The 16,127-nt window shown below is 70.9% G+C and carries 15 protein-coding genes and 1 tRNA gene; 8 read left to right on the plus strand and 8 right to left on the minus strand.

Annotated elements, in window-relative coordinates; all coding sequences use genetic code 11:
- Positions 1–88 precede the first annotated feature (88 nt).
- Together ligA and mnmA are read right to left on the minus strand one after the other, a co-directional pair.
- Positions 89–2,440, minus strand: coding sequence for an NAD-dependent DNA ligase LigA (ligA, locus tag EDF27_RS10105; RefSeq protein WP_132048623.1), 2,352 nt, complete (start codon positions 2,438–2,440; stop codon positions 89–91).
- Positions 2,441–2,476: 36 nt separating this feature from the next.
- Positions 2,477–3,583, minus strand: a complete 1,107-nt coding sequence (mnmA, locus tag EDF27_RS10110; protein ID WP_123654066.1) for a tRNA 2-thiouridine(34) synthase MnmA — start codon at positions 3,581–3,583, stop codon at positions 2,477–2,479.
- Positions 3,584–3,639: 56 nt separating this feature from the next.
- Here mnmA and EDF27_RS10115 point away from each other — a divergent pair, with 56 nt between their 5' ends.
- The 3 genes from EDF27_RS10115 to EDF27_RS10125 all read left to right on the plus strand — a co-directional run bounded on the left by EDF27_RS10115 (position 3,640) and on the right by EDF27_RS10125 (position 5,935).
- Positions 3,640–4,920: an MFS transporter gene (locus tag EDF27_RS10115; protein ID WP_123702998.1), complete on the plus strand. Its 1,281-nt coding sequence runs from the start codon at positions 3,640–3,642 to the stop codon at positions 4,918–4,920.
- Between the two features lie 94 nt (positions 4,921–5,014).
- Positions 5,015–5,095: transfer RNA gene (locus tag EDF27_RS10120), tRNA-Leu, on the plus strand.
- A 168-nt stretch (positions 5,096–5,263) separates the two neighbouring features.
- The gene (locus EDF27_RS10125; RefSeq protein ID WP_123654068.1) at positions 5,264–5,935 is read left to right on the plus strand and encodes a VTT domain-containing protein; all 672 of its coding nucleotides are present in this window, start codon (positions 5,264–5,266) and stop codon (positions 5,933–5,935) included.
- A 165-nt stretch (positions 5,936–6,100) separates the two neighbouring features.
- On the opposite strand, the gene rdgB is transcribed toward EDF27_RS10125, so the two are convergent.
- Genes rdgB through murI form a run of 3 tightly spaced genes read right to left on the minus strand, consistent with a single transcriptional unit; the run spans position 6,101 to position 8,333 of the window.
- Positions 6,101–6,691 carry an RdgB/HAM1 family non-canonical purine NTP pyrophosphatase gene (rdgB, locus tag EDF27_RS10130; protein ID WP_132048625.1) on the minus strand — a complete coding sequence of 197 codons (591 nt, stop codon included), beginning with the start codon at positions 6,689–6,691 and terminating at the stop codon, positions 6,101–6,103.
- On the minus strand, positions 6,688–7,419 hold the full coding sequence (gene rph / locus EDF27_RS10135; RefSeq protein ID WP_123654070.1) for a ribonuclease PH: 732 nt from the start codon (positions 7,417–7,419) through the stop codon (positions 6,688–6,690). Before rph ends, rdgB begins: the two co-directional genes overlap by 4 nt.
- Before the next feature lie 50 nt (positions 7,420–7,469).
- Positions 7,470–8,333, minus strand: coding sequence for a glutamate racemase (gene murI, locus EDF27_RS10140; RefSeq protein ID WP_123654071.1), 864 nt, complete (start codon positions 8,331–8,333; stop codon positions 7,470–7,472).
- A 79-nt stretch (positions 8,334–8,412) separates the two neighbouring features.
- On the opposite strand from murI, the gene EDF27_RS10145 reads away from it, so the two are divergent.
- Entirely contained in the window at positions 8,413–9,699 is a 1,287-nt protein-coding gene (locus EDF27_RS10145; RefSeq protein WP_132048627.1) for a nicotinate phosphoribosyltransferase, read from the plus strand.
- A gap of 4 nt (positions 9,700–9,703) precedes the next feature.
- Here EDF27_RS10145 and EDF27_RS10150 read toward each other — a convergent pair whose 3' ends face one another.
- From EDF27_RS10150 to EDF27_RS10160, 3 genes are all read right to left on the minus strand, one after another.
- Positions 9,704–9,967 carry a DUF3039 domain-containing protein gene (locus EDF27_RS10150; RefSeq protein ID WP_071299074.1) on the minus strand — a complete coding sequence of 88 codons (264 nt, stop codon included), beginning with the start codon at positions 9,965–9,967 and terminating at the stop codon, positions 9,704–9,706.
- Positions 9,968–10,087: 120 nt separating this feature from the next.
- Complete coding sequence (locus tag EDF27_RS19675; RefSeq protein WP_165931440.1) at positions 10,088–11,662, minus strand: ABC transporter permease; 1,575 nt, start codon at positions 11,660–11,662, stop codon at positions 10,088–10,090.
- Entirely contained in the window at positions 11,638–13,074 is a 1,437-nt protein-coding gene (locus EDF27_RS10160; protein WP_243698297.1) for an ATP-binding cassette domain-containing protein, read from the minus strand. The genes EDF27_RS19675 and EDF27_RS10160 overlap by 25 nt, the downstream gene beginning before the upstream one ends.
- A gap of 298 nt (positions 13,075–13,372) precedes the next feature.
- On the opposite strand from EDF27_RS10160, the gene EDF27_RS10165 reads away from it, so the two are divergent.
- The 4 genes from EDF27_RS10165 (at position 13,373) to EDF27_RS10180 (ending at position 16,123) form a co-directional block, all read left to right on the plus strand.
- Complete coding sequence (locus EDF27_RS10165; protein WP_123654074.1) at positions 13,373–14,068, plus strand: phosphocholine cytidylyltransferase family protein; 696 nt, start codon at positions 13,373–13,375, stop codon at positions 14,066–14,068.
- 41 nt (positions 14,069–14,109) lie between these two features.
- Entirely contained in the window at positions 14,110–14,934 is an 825-nt protein-coding gene (locus tag EDF27_RS10170) for an ABC transporter permease (RefSeq protein ID WP_132048629.1), read from the plus strand.
- Complete coding sequence (locus EDF27_RS10175; protein ID WP_185017179.1) at positions 14,934–15,704, plus strand: ABC transporter ATP-binding protein; 771 nt, start codon at positions 14,934–14,936, stop codon at positions 15,702–15,704. The genes EDF27_RS10170 and EDF27_RS10175 overlap by 1 nt, the downstream gene beginning before the upstream one ends.
- Positions 15,705–15,820: 116 nt before the next feature.
- Entirely contained in the window at positions 15,821–16,123 is a 303-nt protein-coding gene (locus tag EDF27_RS10180; RefSeq protein WP_123703006.1) for a hypothetical protein, read from the plus strand.
- Positions 16,124–16,127: the final 4 nt, after the last annotated feature.

A 16,127-nucleotide genomic window follows, 5' to 3' on the forward strand; every position in this document is an offset into this window, starting at 1 on the left:
GCTCGATGCAACTTGCCCCCTGAACTGGGTGCAAGGAGCAGCGAGTCGCGGTGTGCGGACAGGCCGTCGGCGTGCTCATGGACCGGTGTCAGTCCGCGGCCGGCGCCTCCGGCGCATCGGCCGTCGCCGTCGGTGGCTCGGGCAGGGCGTCCGGTCCCTCGGTCACGAGGAGCCGGAACTGCTCGGCGTCGATGATCCGCACGCCGAGCTGCTCGGCCTTCGTCAGCTTCGATCCGGCACCGGGACCGGCCGCAACGAAGTCGGTCTTCTTGCTGACGCTCGATGCCGCCTTGCCGCCCGCGGCGATGATGGCCTCCTGCGCACCTTCCCGGCTGTACCCCTCCAGCGAGCCGGTCGCGACCACCGTGAGGCCGCTGAGGACACCGCCCTCGGTGCTCGCCGCGCCCGGCCCCGGATGCCCCGGGGTCGTGAACTGCACACCCGCCGCGGTCCAGCGGTCGATGATCTCGCGGTGCCAGTCGACCTCGAACCAGTCGAGGAGGGCGTCCGCGATGATCCCGCCGACCCCGTCCACCGCCGCCAGGTCCTCACGCGACGCGGACCGGATCGCGTCGAGGGAACCGAAGTGGTTCGCCAGCGCCCGCGCGGCGACGGGCCCGACGTGGCGGATGCTCAGGCCGACCAGGATGCGCCAGAGCGGCTTCGTCTTCGCGGCGTCGATGTTCGCGAGCATCTCGAACGCGTTCTTCGACGGGTACCGGCTCGGTTCGCCGGTGTACTCGGCCCCACGGGCAGCGGCGTCGAAGGGCGGGTCCGTCTTCTTGCGCGCCCGGCTGAACGGCGTCACGCGCTTCGGGGTGCCGTCGTCGTCGGTCTTCTCCATGCCGGTCTCGGCGTCGCGGACGATCACCTCGATCGGGACGATGTCCTCCATCGTCAGGTCGAACAACCCCGCTTCGGTGACGAGCGGCGGGACCTCCGGGTGGAGCGGTTGGGTGAGGGCTGCCGCGGCGACCTCACCGAGGCCCTCGATGTCGAGCGACCCGCGGGAGGCGATGTGCTCGACGCGCCCCCGGACCTGGGCGGGGCAGCTGCGGGCGTTCGGGCAGCGGAGGTCGATGTCGCCTTCCTTCGCGGGGGCGAGCGTGGTGCCGCACTCCGGGCACGCGGTCGGCATCACGAACTCGCGCTCGCTGCCGTCCCGCAGTTCCACCACCGGGCCGAGCACCTCGGGGATGACGTCCCCGGCCTTCCGGAGGACGACGGTGTCCCCGATGAGCACGCCCTTCGCCTTCACGACCTGCTGGTTGTGCAGCGTCGCCTGCCGCACCACCGACCCGGCCACCTCGGCCGGGGCCATCACCGCGAACGGCGTGGCCCGACCGGTCCGCCCGACGCTCACGACGATGTCGAGGAGCTTCGTGTGCACTTCTTCCGGCGGGTACTTGTACGCGATCGCCCAGCGCGGCGCCCGGGACGTCGAACCGAGTTCCTCGTGCAGGCCGAGGTCGTCGACCTTGATGACGATGCCGTCGATCTGGTGCTCGACGGACGCGCGGCGCTCCCCGTAGTCCTTGACGAAGCCGAGCACGTCGTCGATGGTGTCGAACACCCGGTGGTGGGTCCCGGTCGGCAGCCCCCAGGTGTGCAGGAGCTCGTAGACCTCGGACTGGGAGCGGACGTCGGTGTCCCGCTCGAGTTCGCGCACCGGCCACGCACCGATGCCGTGCACGAGCATCCGCAGGCGCCGCAGCCGGTCGACCATGAGTTCACGCTTGGCGGCGGACTTGCCCTCTTCCTTCTGCCGGAGGGAGCCCGCTGCGGCGTTCCGCGGGTTGGCGAAGAGGCGCTCCCCCGCTGCGAGCTGCTTGGCGTTCAGCTCGTCGAACTGCTCGACCGGGAAGAAGATCTCGCCCCGCACCTCCACCAGGGGCGGGTGGCCGGAGCCGGACAGCCGGTCCGGGATGGTGCCCATCGTGCGGACGTTGCCGGTGACGTCTTCCCCGACGACACCGTCACCGCGGGTGGCCGCCGTGACGAGGCGCCCGTTCTCGTAGCGGAGGTTGATCGCGAGACCGTCGATCTTCAGCTCGGTGAGGAACCGGACACGCTCGGCTCCCGCGTCCCGCTGGACCTTGATCGCCCAGTCGGTGAGTTCTTCCGGCGAGAAGACGTTGTCGAGCGAGAGCATGCGCTCCGCGTGCTCGACCGGGGCGAACTGCGTGGTCTCGGCCTGCCCGCCCACCGTCTGCGTCGGGCTGTCCTCGGTGAGGAGTTCCGGGAAGCGCCGCTCGATCGCGTCGAGACGGTGCACGAACGCGTCGTACTCGGCGTCCGACGCGGTCGAGGCGTTGTCCTCGTAGTAGCCGTGCCGGAGTTCGTTGATCGTCGAGCGCAGGCGGTCGACCTCACGCGCGGCCTGGGCGGCGTCGAGCCCCTCGGGGTCGATGGTCTCGAACGTGGCGTCGGTCTCGCTCATACCCACAGTTCTACCGTGGACCACCGACCCGGGACGTCAGGCGTCGACCGGGACCGCGCTGACCGTGGTGTCGATGGTGCACTGCCCGAGGACCCGGGTCCCGACGTACACGACGGCCGTCTGCCCGGGTGCGACACCGTGCAGCGGCTCGTCGACGTCGATCACGAGCGTGCCGTCGGCCACCCGGGCCGTCGCGGGCACCGGGTCGGCGTGCGCGCGGATCTGGACGTCGCAGGAGAACGGCGTGGCGGGGTCGGCCGGGGCGGCACCCGCCCAGGTGAACCGCGACCCGGACATCGAGGAGACGGCGAGCGCCTCCTTCGGTCCGACGACGACGGTGTTGTCCTTCGGGCGGATCTCGAGCACGAAGCGCGGCTTGCCGTCCGGTGCCGGGCGGCCGAGTGCGAGTCCGCGGCGCTGCCCGACGGTGTAGCCGGTCGCGCCCTCGTGCGTGCCGACGACCGTGCCGTCGCGCTCGACGACCTCACCCGGGGCGGTGCCCACGCGGTCGGCCAGCCACCCGCGGGTGTCGCCGTCCGGGATGAAGCAGATGTCGTAGGAGTCCGGCTTCTGCGCGACGGTCAGTCCGCGTGCAGCGGCCTCGGCGCGGACCTCGTCCTTGGAGGGGGTCGCCCCGAGCGGGAACATCGCGTGCTGGAGCTGCTCGGCCGTGAGCACGCCGAGCACGTACGACTGGTCCTTCGCCCACGCGGCCGAGCGGTGGAGCTCCCGCGAGCCGTCCGCCAGGGTGACGATCGAGGCGTAGTGCCCGGTGCAGACCGCGTCGAACCCGAGGGCGAGCGCCTTCTCGAGGAGCGCGGCGAACTTGATGCGCTCGTTGCACCGCATGCAGGGGTTCGGGGTCCGGCCGGCCTGGTACTCGGCCACGAAGTCGTCGACGACGTCTTCCTTGAACCGGGCCGAGAAGTCCCACACGTAGTACGGGATGCCGAGGGCCGAGGCCGCGCGCTGGGCGTCCATCGAGTCCTCGATGGTGCAGCACCCGCGGCTGCCGGTGCGGAGGGTCCCGGGCATCCGGCTCAGTGCCAGGTGCACCCCGACCACGTCGTGGCCGGCGTCGACCGCCCTGGCCGCGGCCACCGCCGAGTCGACACCACCGCTCATCGCCGCCAGAACACGCATGCGTCAAGGGTAACCCGCCGTGCAACCGGTACCGCTGGCGTACGGTTGATCGCGCGATGGCCACGACCGAGAACGACTCATTCGACTTCCGTTCCGTCCTGTTGTCCGGGTTCCTGCCTGCCGCACTCTTCGCCATCGGCGAGGGCGCCATCATCCCGATCATCCCGATCGCCGCGGACTCGCTCGGTGCGAGCCTGGCGATCGCCGGGTTCGTCGCGTCGCTGATCCTCGTCGGGGAGCTCATCGGCGACGTGCCCTCCGGCGTGGTCGTCGCCCGGATCGGCGAGCGCAACGCGATGATCGGCGCCGCACTGGTCTCGGTCGTCGGCCTGCTGGTGTGCACGGCGGCGCCGAACCCGGTGGTGCTCGCGATCGGCGTCTTCCTGGTCGGTGTCTCCACCGCGGTGTTCGCGCTCGCCCGGCACGCCTACATGACCACCGCGATCCCGGTCCGCATCCGGGCCCGCGCGCTCTCCAGCCTCGGCGGCGTGTTCCGCTTCGGGTACTTCGTCGGCCCCTTCATCGCCGCGGGCGTCGTGCACCTGACCGGCACGACGCAGAGCGCCTTCTGGATCCACATCGTCTGCTGCATCGCGGCAGCGGTGACCCTCGTCGTGCTGCGCGACCCCGCGACGGGCGTCCGCGGTCTGCGGTGGCCGAGCCGGGCCTCCCGTCCGGACGGCGACGCCGTCGACGCGACCGACACCGGCGCGATCCTCGTGCAGCAGGAGTCGCACGGCCTCTTCCGCACGATCCGGGCGAACCGCAGCGTGCTGCTCCGACTCGGGAGCGGCGCCGGCCTGATCGGCGCGATGCGCGCCGGGCGACAGGTCATCCTGCCGCTCTGGGCGGTGAGCGTCGGCCTCGACGACGCCACGGCCGCGTTGATCATCGGCATCGCCGGCGCCGTCGACTTCGCACTCTTCTACACGAGCGGCCAGATCATGGACCGCTGGGGACGGCTCGCGAGTGCGCTCCCCTGCATGCTCGGGCTCAGCGTCAGCTACTTCCTGCTCGCGTGGAGCGGGCACCTGGACGCCCGCGTCGGCTGGTTCGTCGGGATCGCGATGGGCATGTCGCTGGCGAACGGCGTCGGGTCCGGGATCCTGATGACGCTCGGGGCGGACCTCGCACCACGGGACGACCCGGCGCCGTTCCTCGGCGCGTGGCGGTTCACCGGCGACTTCGGCCAGGCGGCGGCACCGCTCGTCATCTCCGGCATCACCGCGGTGGCGTCGATCGCGATCGCCAGCGGGGTGATGGGCGTCCTCGGCCTCGTCGGCGCCGGCGTCCTGATCCGCTACGTCCCCCGGTACCTGCCCCGCCGCCTGCGCTGAGCGCGCGGCGCTGCGCGGTTCACGGCCGGGAGGCCGGGGTCGCCCCCGCCACGCACGCCGCGGTGGCGGGGCGGCCGGTACGATGTCGGTGCTCGCGGGAGTGGTGGAATCGGTAGACACGCAGGATTTAGGTTCCTGTGCCCCAGGCGTGAGGGTTCGAGTCCCTCCTTCCGCACCGAGGACGCACGCACACACGCGCGCTGGCAGCCACACGCAGGCCGCCGCACCGAGCCTGCGTGCTCGCGCATCTCATACCGCCGGAGGACGGCCCGTCCGGACCCGCACGGTACTCTCGTCGTGCGGGTGACCTTCCCGTCACCGCACCAGCACGACCGGAAGAAGCATGCACTCCGTCGCACTCGCCCTGATCCCCTGGCTGGATCCGCAGTACATCCTCGACCACTTCGGGGCCGTCGCCGTGCTCGTCGTGTGCGCGATCGTCTTCGCCGAGACCGGCCTGCTGATCGGCTTCATCTTCCCCGGCGACAGCCTGCTCGTGATCACGGGCCTCTTCGCGTTCGACCGCGGCGGGGAGATCGGCGGCATCCCGGTGTGGGTCGCAGCGCTGATGATCGGCGCCGCGGCGTTCCTCGGCGGCGAGCTCGGCTACTACATCGGGAAGAAGGCCGGTCCGCCGATCTTCGAGCGCAAGGAGAGCGGTCTGTTCTCCAAGGCGAACGTCGACCGCACCAACGCCTTCTTCCACCGGTTCGGCGCCCTCGCCGTCATCCTCGCCCGCTTCGTGCCGGTCGTGCGCACCTTCGCGCCGATCGCCGCGGGTGTCGGCCGGATGGACTACAAGAAGTACTCGCTCTACAACGCCATCGGCGCCGTGGTCTGGGGCGTCGGCGTGACGTTCCTCGGCTACTTCATCGGGCACATCCCCTTCGTGGCGCACATCGTCCGCGAGTACATCGACGTCATCCTGCTGCTCGCGGTCGTCGTGACCGTCGTGCCGATGGCGCTGACGTACCTCCGGAACGCCCGCAAGGCGAAGAAGCAGTCCGCCGAGTAGCCACCCCGGCCGGGAGCCGACGCCCCGCACAACCGAAAGCACCTCGCACCACGGGATCCCGCGGTGCGAGGTGCTCTTGGTTGTGCGGGAGCAAGCCGCACCGCGGGCGGCCGCGGGCGGCACCGCGCGCGGCCGCACGGGCGGGCCGCCGCGGGCCGACCCGCGCTACGCGCCGAAGTACTCGCGCACGATCGGGGCGATCCCGCGGAACGCCTTCGCACGGTGCGACAGCGCGTTCTTCTCCGCGCGCGTCAACTCCGCCGACGACCGATCGGCGTCGTCCGGCTTGAAGACCGGGTCGTACCCGTGGCCACCGTCACCGCGACGCTCGGTCAGCACCTCGCCGTTCCACACGGCCTCGACCACGTGCTCCACACCGGCGGGCGTCACGAACGCGGCTGCGCACACGAACGCCGCGGTCCGCTCCACGACACCGTCCAGGTTCCGCAGCAGCAGGTCGATGTTGTCCGCGTCCACCCGGGTCCCCGCGTAGCGCGCGGAGTTGATGCCGGGGGCACCCCCGAGCACGTCGACCGCGATCCCGGAGTCGTCCGCGAGCGCCGGCAGCCCGGTGTGCGCCACCGCCGCGCGCGCCTTGATGAGCGCGTTCGCCGCGTAGGTGTCGCCGTCCTCGACGGGCTCGGGACCGTCGTAGCCCTGCAGCTCCACACCGGATCCGAGGGCGTCGCCGAGGATCTCCCGCAGTTCGACCACCTTCCCCTGGTTGTGGGTCGCCAGGACGACGATGCCGGTCACGCGAGCCCCAGTGCGTCGCGCTGGATCGCCGCCAACGAGGCGTTGCCGGCGAGCCCGAGGTCGAGCAGCACGTTCAGCTCGTCGCGGTCGAACGGCGCGTGCTCGGCGGTGCCCTGCACCTCGATGAACTTGCCGGAGCCGGTCGTGACGATGTTCATGTCGGTGTCGGCGGCGGAGTCCTCGGTGTACGCCAGGTCGAGCATCGGCACACCCCCGACGATGCCGACCGAGATCGCCTGCACGCTGTCGACCAGCGGCGTGGCCTTCTTCGCGATGAAGCCCTTGCCACGACCCCACTCGATCGCGTCCGCCATCGCGACGTACGCGCCGGTGATGGACGCCGTGCGGGTGCCGCCGTCGGCCTGCAGCACGTCGCAGTCGAGCACCAGGGTGTTCTCGCCGAGGCCCTTCATGTCCACGACGGCACGGAGCGAGCGCCCGATCAGGCGGGAGATCTCGTGCGTGCGACCGCCGACCTTGCCCTTGATCGACTCGCGCTGCATGCGCTCGTTCGTGGAGCGCGGGAGCATCGAGTACTCGGCGGTGACCCAGCCGGTGCCCTTGCCGGCCATCCAGCGCGGGACGCCGTTGGTGAAGGACGCGGTGCAGAGCACCTTCGTGTTGCCGAAGGAGATGAGGGCGCTGCCCTCGGCCTGGGTGCTCCAGCCACGTTCGATGGTGACGGGACGGTGGTCGGTGGTCGTGCGACCGTCGATGCGGGTGGTCATGGGGTCCTTTCGATCCGGCCTGGAGGCTCGGTGCGGGTTGTCGGAGCTGGTCACGCCGAGCGGCTGGTCGCCGCCGGGTCGTGGGGACGTGGCAACGTGATGGCGCCGGTCTCGAGGTGGCCGACGCTGACGATCTCAGGACCGAGGAACCGGCGGGCGAGCCGGAGGAACCCGGCCTTGTCGTCGCCGGTCGCCTCGAACGCGTAGGTCGGGGGTTCGGTGGTGGTCCGTTCGAGGCCGTGCTCGACGAGCCGGCGGTAGACGTCGCTCGCCGTTTCCTCCGCGCTGGACACCAGCGTGACGTCGGGGCCCATCACGTACTGGATCGCCGCGGACATCAGCGGGTAGTGCGTGCACCCGAGGACGAGCGTGTCGACGTCGGCGGCCCGGATCGGCGCGAGGTACCCGGCGGCGATCTCGCGGAGCTCGGGCGAGGAGGTGTCCCCGGCCTCGACGAACTCGACGAACCGCGGGCACGCGGCGAGCGTCAGCGACACGTCGGAGGCCACGGCGAAGGCGTCCTCGTAGGAGCGCGACCCGATCGTGCCGACGGTCCCGATCACCCCGATCCGCCCGGTCCTGGTCTGCTTGACGGCCGCGCGGGCCGCGGGCTGGATGACCTCGACCACGGGGATGCCGTACGCCTGTTCGTAGCGTTCGCGGGCGTCCCGGAGCACGGCGGAGGACGCGGTGTTGCACGCGATGACGAGGGCCTTGACGCCCTGCTCGACGAGGTCGTCCATCACCTGCAACGCGTAGCGGCGGACGTCCGCGATGGGCTTCGGGCCGTACGGCGAGTGCACGGTGTCGCCGACGTACCGGATGCTCTCGCGCGGCAGCTGGTCGATGATCGCCCGGGCGACCGTCAGGCCGCCGACGCCGCTGTCGAAGACTCCGATCGGTGCATCCGTCACGGGACCAGCGTACCGACGCACGCCGACAGGTCCGCGTCAGCACAGCCTCCAGGCCGGTGTCCTGACTAGTGTCGGAGACGTGACCAGCGCGCTCCTGACGGACCAGTACGAACTCACCATGGTCGACGCGGCCCTGAAGGACGGCACCGCCGACCGCCGCTGCGTGTTCGAGGTGTTCACCCGACGGCTGCCGGACGGGCGCCGCTACGGCGTCGCTGCCGGGCTCGGCCGCTTCCTCACCGCCCTCACCGACTTCCGCTTCGGGGACGAGGAGATCGGGTTCCTGCGGGACCGCGGCGTCATCGACGCCGGCACCGCGACCTGGCTCGCCGACTACCGGTTCACCGGCGACGTCCGCGCGTACCGCGAGGGCGAGGTCTTCTTCCCGAACTCCCCCGTGCTGCAGATCGAGGGCACCTTCGCCGAAGCCGTCGTCCTCGAGACCCTGGCCCTGTCGATCTTCAACGCCGACTCCGCGATCGCCTCGGCGGCTGCACGGATGGTGTCCGCCGCCGACCACCGCCCGCTCGCCGAGATGGGCTCCCGCCGCACGGGTGAGTGGAACGCGGTCGCCGCTGCCCGCGCCGCGTACATCGCCGGGTTCGGCGCGACGAGCAACCTCGAGGCGGGCCGCAGCTGGGGCATCCCGACGATGGGCACCGCAGCGCACGCCTTCACGCTCCTGCACGACTCCGAGGAAGCGGCGTTCCGCTCGCAGCTCGACGCGCTCGGCGACGGCACCACGCTCCTCGTCGACACGTACGACATCGAGGCCGCCGTCGACACCGCCGTGCGGCTGACGAACGGCAAGCTCGGCGCGGTCCGCATCGACAGCGGCGACCTGCCGTCCGTCGTCGCCTCGGTCCGCGGCCAGCTCGACCGGCTCGGCGCGACGAACACCAAGATCACCGTGACGAACGACCTCGACGAGTACACGATCGCGGCACTCCGCGCGGCCCCCGTCGACTCCTACGGTGTCGGCACGTCCGTCGTGTCCGGCTCCGGACACCCCGCCGCCGGCATGGTCTTCAAGCTCGTCGCCCACCACACCGCCGCCGGCGAGTGGGTGTCGGTGGCGAAGAAGTCCGCCGACAAGGCGTCGATCGGCGGCCGGAAGGACGCCGGGCGTCGCCTCCGCAACGGGATCGCCACGGCGGAGGTCGTGCGGACCTCCGGCTCGGTCGGCCCGGACGAGCGGCCGCTGCTGGTGCCCGTCGTCACCCAGGGCGAGGTCGACCCGGCGTTCCTCGGGGTCCGCGGGGTCGAGGCCGCACGCGCACACCACAAGGGCGCCAAGGCCGAGCTGCCGGCGGACGCGTCGCGGATCGGGCGGGGCGACCCGGCGATCCCGACGCTCATCGTGTGAGCGGCTACTCGGCCTTCATCTTCTCGTAGATGGCCTTGCAGTCCGGGCAGACCGGGAACTTCTCCGGGTCACGGCCCGGGATCCACTTCTTGCCGCACAGGGCCTTCACCGGCTTGCCGCTCAGCGCGGACTGCAGGATCTTGTCCTTCTTGACGTAGTGCGAGAAGCGCTCGTGGTCGCCAGGCTCGATCGCCTCTTCCTCGAGGAGCTTCTCGAGCTCGCGGTCCATCACGTCGAGTCCGCCGCCACCGGGTTCCGTCATGCTCATGACACCAGGGTACGTCGGGTCCGGCTCCCTTGCGTGCTGCTCGCTGCGTGCTGCTCGCGTCTCGTTCCGCTGCGCCGCGGCGGTGCGCGTCTCGTTCCGCTGCGCCGCGGCGGTGCGCGTCTAGTTCCGCTGCGCCGCGGCCAGCAGGTCCGGCCCGTGCCGGTCGAAGAGCTTCCCGCCCGCGACCACGCCGATGCCGAGCACCACGATGCCGACACCCGCGCCGACCACCAGCGTCAGGACCGCCCACGGCTCCGCACCGTCGGAGAGCGCCAGCACCCCGAGCCAGCCCGCCGGGACCGAGAACAGCAGGATCCCGATGATCGTCGTGGACTGCGACACGGTGGAGACCACCCCGGCGGCCTGCGGCTGCTGGAACGGCCGGTCCCCCGGGCGGACGGTCGGGTAGGGCAGCAGCACGGACACGACGCTGGAGATGCCGAGTCCGGCGAAGAGCGCGGCCACGCAGACGCCGATGAGCACCGGGAACGCGACCCAGTCGCCGAACAGCCACGCGGACAGCGCCGACCCCGCGGCGATCGCGGGGACGCCGACGACGATCACCGGGGTCAGCCGGCCGAGACGGTCGCTCCACCCGGGCGCACCAGACGCGACGTGCAGCCACACCGCGGTGTTGTCGTACGAGACGTCGTTGTGCGGGAGGAACCCGGCGATGACGGCCATCAGCGGCAGCGGGATGAGCGCCGTCCAGTGCCACGGCACCCCGGCGACCCCGAGCGGGACGACCACGATCGGCACGAACAGCAGGATCAGGTACGAGGTGCGGTACCGCGGGTCACGCCCCCAGTAGGTCAGCGCACGAGCGGCGACCGCGGCGACCGGGGTCGCCCCGAGCCGGTCGAACCAGCCGAGCGTCCGGTAGCTCCGCACCGCGGTGCGGTCGTCGACGGTGACGAGCATCCGGCCGACGAGTCCCCACCACGCGGCGGCGAGGAGCCCGAGGACCACCAGCGCGAGGAGCAGCTTCACGATGCCCTCACCGGTGTGGCCCGAGGCGACGTCGGCGGGGACCGCCCACGCGGCACCCCACGGCGTCCACCCGGCGATGTCGGCGATCCGCTGGAGCTCGGCGCTCCGGGGGTTCAGCCAGTCGACGCGGAGCAGCAGCGAGACGGTCGGGATGACGAGCACGACGACGACCAGGGCGACGAGCCAGCCGGCGTCACGGCTCGGCCGGTGTGACCCGATCAGCCACGAGCCGACGGTGCAGCCGACGCGGACGAGCAGCCCACAGGTGGCGATCACGACCAGCGACGCGACGACGCCGAGCACACCCGTGCCGGCACCGCGCATCCACGCCACGGACTGGGACACCGCGACGATCGCGACCCCGACGACCGGGACCCCGACCAGCCCCGCGACGGCGAGACCGATCGCCAGGTCGCGGCGACCGACGCCGAACACCGCGAACCGTCGCGGGTCGAACTGGTCCGCACCGCCGACGGCGAGCGGGATGATCGTGAACCCGACCGTGATCAGGGTGCCGACCGGGACGATGACGGCGCGCGCCACCGCGGGATCGGCGGTGCGCAGGGACGACATCGCGATGCCGATGAGCACCGCGGCGACGAGCCCGGCCAGACTGCCGACGACGACGAGGACCGAACGCCTGGCACTCCCGCGGACCTCGCCCGCGAGCAGGTCGGCCCTCAGCCGGAGAAGCTGTGCAACCATTCCATGCTCTCCGCGACGACGCGGCCACCCGCGAGTTCGACGAACTTGTCCTCGAGGCTCTTGCGGCCACGGACCTGGGCCATGGTGCCCGACGCGAGCACCTTGCCCCCGACGATGATGGCGACCGAGTCGCAGGTGCGCTGGACGAGCTCCATCGAGTGACTCGACAGCACGACCGTGCCACCGCCCTGCGTGTAGCGGCGGAGGATCTCGGTGATGGTCGCCGCGCTGACCGGGTCGACGGACTCGAACGGTTCGTCGAGCACGAGCACGCGCGGCGAGTGGATCAGCGTGGCGGCGAGGGCGATCTTCTTCGCCATGCCGACGGAGTAGTCCGCGACCGGACGGCCGAGCGCGTCGCCCAGCCCGAACGCCTCGGCGAGGTCGGAGCTGCGGGCCCTGGCGGTCTTGCCGTCGATCCCGCGGAGCGTCGCCGAGTAGAAGAGCAGCTGCGCGCCGGTGAGCCGGTCGAACAGCCGCAGCCGGTCGGGCAGCACCCCCATGGACCGCTTCGCCGCGGCGGGGTCCGCCCAGACGTCGTGGTCGAGCACCGTCGCCGTGCCGGCGTCCGGGCGCAGGAGGCCGGTGAGCATCGACAGGGTCGTGGTCTTGCCGGCGCCGTTCGGGCCGACGACGCCGAAGATCGAGCCCTGGCGGATCTCGAGGTCGACCTCGTCGGCGGCGAGCGTCTGCCCGTACCGCTTCACGAGGCCGCTGGCGCGGAGGACCACCGGCTGCTGCTTCGGGGCCTGCTTGGGGGCCGTGGTGCGGGCCTTCTTCTTCGGTGCCGGCTTGGTCTGCGTGGTCGCGTCGGCGCGGGGCTCGGCAGTGCGGGGCTCGGCAGTGCGGGGCTCGGCAGTGCGGGGCTCGGCAGTGCCTGTTCCGTCGGCACGGACGGGAGGCTCGGCGTCCGTCACGACGTCACCCTGCGTCGTGTCACTGGTCGCGCTGCTCGTCTTGTCCGTGGCGGCCGTTTCCGCGGCCGCGGCGCCCTGCGGGCGTGTCGCGCGGCTCGGGCGCTTGGCGCGGGGCTTCTTCGCCGTGCTCGGCTTCGTCGTGGTCGACGCTGCGGCCGCAGGCAGCACGCCCGTCCCCTCGGTCGCTCGCGCGTCGTCGCCGGTCGAGGTGTCGTCGACCCTCGTCCGGTCGTCGGTCCTGGTGGTGCTGTCGTCCGTCATGCCGTCCTGGTCGGGGCGGTCGTCCGCATCGCTGTCCCCCGTGTCGCGGTGTGTCGAGACGCCGGCCGTGTCGTCGGCCGTGTCGTCCCCGTCGTCCTGGTCGTCCTGGTCGTCCTGGTCGTCTTGATCGGTGTCGTCGAGCTCGTCGAGCTCGTCCACCTCGTCGTCGACCTCGGTGAGCCACGCAGCGTCGGACGTGGCGTACACGTCCTCGTCGTCCCCTGCTGCAGCCACGGCCCAACCGTACCAACGCGGTGGGGACATCGGCGGGGGCGGACACCCAGTGTCACGAAATGACTACGAACCCGCTCAGCACGTACCCCGGCGCGGGGTCGTTCCGTATGATTCACCGGGACACGACGGAGTGTTCACCACTTGGAAACCTGCTCGGACCGTGCACACGGCCGGGGTTCTCCGCCGTCCACGACGTGACGGTGGCGCGACTCTCGGCTGATTCGGATCGACTGCGAGCAGACTCGACGTGGCTTGTCCGTGCCCAAGGGCGCGCGGGCGGATACCGGAAGGGACCAGTATGACCACGCAGATCGTCATCCTCGCAGCGGGGATGGGCAGCCGCCTCGGGCGCAGCCTGCCGAAGCCGCTCACCGAGCTCAGCGACGGCCGCACCATCATGCAGCAGCAGTTCGAGAACATCCGGGCCGCGTTCGGTTCGAGCGCCCGCATCACGGTCGTCGTCGGCTACAAGTCGGAGTACATCGTCGAGGCGTTCCCGGAAGCGAACTTCGTCTACAACGAGTCCTACGACTCCACCAACACCTCGAAGAGCCTCCTCCGTGCGCTGAAGGCCACGGGCAAGGGCGGGGTCCTCTGGATGAACGGCGACGTCGTCTTCGACCCCCGTGCGCTCGTCCGTGCGGCCGACATGATGGACCAGGACCGGTCCTTCGTGAGCGTCAACACCGAGAAGGTGTCCGACGAAGAAGTCAAGTACACCGTGGACGCGGAGGGCTTCATCCACAAGCTCTCGAAGCAGGTCGTCGGCGGCCTCGGCGAAGCGGTCGGCATCAACTACGTCTCCTCGGCCGACAAGCAGGCCCTGATCCGTCAGCTCGGTCGCGTCGACGACCAGGAGTACTTCGAGGGCGGCATCGAGGCTGCCATCGGTGAGGACGGGCTACGCTGGACGCCGATCGACATCTCCGACCTGTACGCGGTCGAGATCGACTTCGCCGAGGACCTCGAGCGCGCGAACAACCTGTTCGCCTGAGCAGCCGGTCTCCTCTCGGCGATCCAGGCCGGAAGGACCCCATGACGACAGCGAGTGCGCCGACCGCGCCCGTGGCCGCCGCACCAGCGGCGACCCGGAGCTCCGGTCGGCGCTATCGTCATGCGCTCTGGTTGCTGACCAAGCGCGACCTGCGGGTGCGGTACTCGACCTCGGCGCTCGGCTACTTCTGGTCGATCCTCGACCCGCTGGTGATGTCGGCGATCTACTGGTTCGTCTTCACCCAGGTCTTCCACCGTGGATCGGTCGGCGAAGAGCCCTACATCGTCTTCCTCCTCGCGGCACTCCTGCCGTGGATGTGGTTCACCGGAGCGGTCTCCGACTCGACCCGGGCCTTCATCAAGGAGTCGAAGCTCATCCGGTCGACCACGATCCCCCGGAGCATCTGGGTCCTGCGGATCGACGCGTCGAAGGGCATTGAGTTCCTCCTGAGCATCCCGGTCCTCGCGATCTTCGTGATCGCGACCGGAGCACAGGTGCACTGGCAGGTCGTGCTCTACCCGTTCGCGATCGTGCTGCAGGCGGCGCTGGTCTACGGCATCGGCCTCATCGTCGCCCCGCTCGTGGTGTTCTTCCGCGACCTCGAACGCGCCGTGAAGCTGGTGCTCCGCTTCGCCTTCTACGCGTCCCCGATCATCTACGGCCCGAGCGCGCTGCCGGACACCCTCCACGACCTGGCGGCGATCAACCCGCTGACGGGCATCTTCGGCATCTACCGCTCCGCGTTCTTCCCGAGCCAGCTCGACTGGTTCCAGGTCCTCGCCTCCGTCGTGACCACGGCCATCGTGGTCACCGTCGGGCTCCTGGTGTTCCAGCGCAGCGAGCACCGCGTCCTCAAGGAGCTCTGATGACCGCCACGCAGTCGACCGGTCAGACGAAGACCGTGGCCCCGGTGATCTCCGTCACGGACGCCGGCATCCGGTTCAAGCGGAACCGGCGTGCCAGTCGCAGCTTCAAGGACCTGTTCGCCGGCAGCAACCGCCGGAAGCGCGGCGACGAGTTCTGGGCCCTGCGGCACGTCTCGTTCGACGTCCGCCCCGGAGAGGCCATCGGCGTCGTCGGGCGGAACGGCCAGGGCAAGTCGACGCTCCTGAAGCTCGTCGCCCAGGTGATGCTCCCCGACGAAGGCCGGGTCCGCGTCGGCGCGGGCGTCGCTCCGCTCATCGAGATCACCGGCGGGTTCGTCGGCGACCTGACCGTCCGGGACAACGTCTACCTGACCGCCGGGCTGCACGGGATGTCCCGAGCGGAGATCCGCGACAGCTTCGACGAGATCATCGACTTCGCCGAGATCGGCGACTTCGTCGACACCCCCTACAAGCACCTCTCCAGCGGCATGAAGGTCCGGATCGCGTTCGCGGTGATCTCGCGCCTCGACGAGCCGGTGATCCTCGTCGACGAGGTCCTGGCGGTCGGCGACAAGGCCTTCCGCGAGAAGTGCTACAAGCGCATCGAGGAGCTCCTCGCGGGCGGTCGGACGCTCTTCTTCGTCTCCCACAACGACAAGGACCTGCGCCGGTTCTGCCAGCGCGGCCTGTACCTCGACAAGGGCCGGTTGCAGCTCGACGGGCCCATCGAGGAAGCCCTGAAGCGGTACAACGCGGAGTACGGCGTCTGACCCTGGGGTGCCCCCGTCCCACCACAGCCACGCCCGCCAGGACCCCCCTCCACAGGCCCAGGTCCCCGGGCGAATCCCGGCCCCCAGCGTCGGACCCTCCCCCTAACGTTCCCCCCATGCACCCAACACCCACCGCCTACGCGGTCCCCTTCGCGGTCGACCGTACCCATGCGCCACACCGATACGACCTCGTCAACATCAGCGATGAACCGATCGACGGCCTGAGCCTCACGCACCTCGGGACGGGCTACTGTCCGCCGCTCGTCGTCCGCCACCTCGACCCCGGACGCAGCATCGCGATCGCGGTCTTCGGCGTCTCCTTGGAAGAGACGGGCGTCGTCATCGTCCGCTGGCGCCGTCCGGATCGATCCGAGTACCTCTGGCGGATGTCCCTCGCCGGCCCCGGTCTCGCGCCGTGACGTC

The sequence above is a fragment of the Curtobacterium sp. PhB136 genome (genome assembly GCF_004346855.1).
Lineage (GTDB): Bacteria > Actinomycetota > Actinomycetes > Actinomycetales > Microbacteriaceae > Curtobacterium.

Coding starts and splice junctions, on each gene's coding strand:
- EDF27_RS10165 (WP_123654074.1), top strand. CDS start 13,373: ATGACCACGCAGATCGTCATCCTCGCAGCGGGGATGGGCAGCCGCCTC.
- EDF27_RS10125 (WP_123654068.1), top strand. CDS start 5,264: ATGCACTCCGTCGCACTCGCCCTGATCCCCTGGCTGGATCCGCAGTAC.
- EDF27_RS19675 (WP_165931440.1), bottom strand. CDS start 11,662: ATGGTTGCACAGCTTCTCCGGCTGAGGGCCGACCTGCTCGCGGGCGAG.
- EDF27_RS10180 (WP_123703006.1), top strand. CDS start 15,821: ATGCACCCAACACCCACCGCCTACGCGGTCCCCTTCGCGGTCGACCGT.
- EDF27_RS10150 (WP_071299074.1), bottom strand. CDS start 9,967: ATGAGCATGACGGAACCCGGTGGCGGCGGACTCGACGTGATGGACCGC.
- rph (WP_123654070.1), bottom strand. CDS start 7,419: ATGACCACCCGCATCGACGGTCGCACGACCACCGACCACCGTCCCGTC.
- mnmA (WP_123654066.1), bottom strand. CDS start 3,583: ATGCGTGTTCTGGCGGCGATGAGCGGTGGTGTCGACTCGGCGGTGGCC.
- EDF27_RS10115 (WP_123702998.1), top strand. CDS start 3,640: ATGGCCACGACCGAGAACGACTCATTCGACTTCCGTTCCGTCCTGTTG.
- EDF27_RS10175 (WP_185017179.1), top strand. CDS start 14,934: ATGACCGCCACGCAGTCGACCGGTCAGACGAAGACCGTGGCCCCGGTG.
- EDF27_RS10170 (WP_132048629.1), top strand. CDS start 14,110: ATGACGACAGCGAGTGCGCCGACCGCGCCCGTGGCCGCCGCACCAGCG.
- ligA (WP_132048623.1), bottom strand. CDS start 2,440: ATGAGCGAGACCGACGCCACGTTCGAGACCATCGACCCCGAGGGGCTC.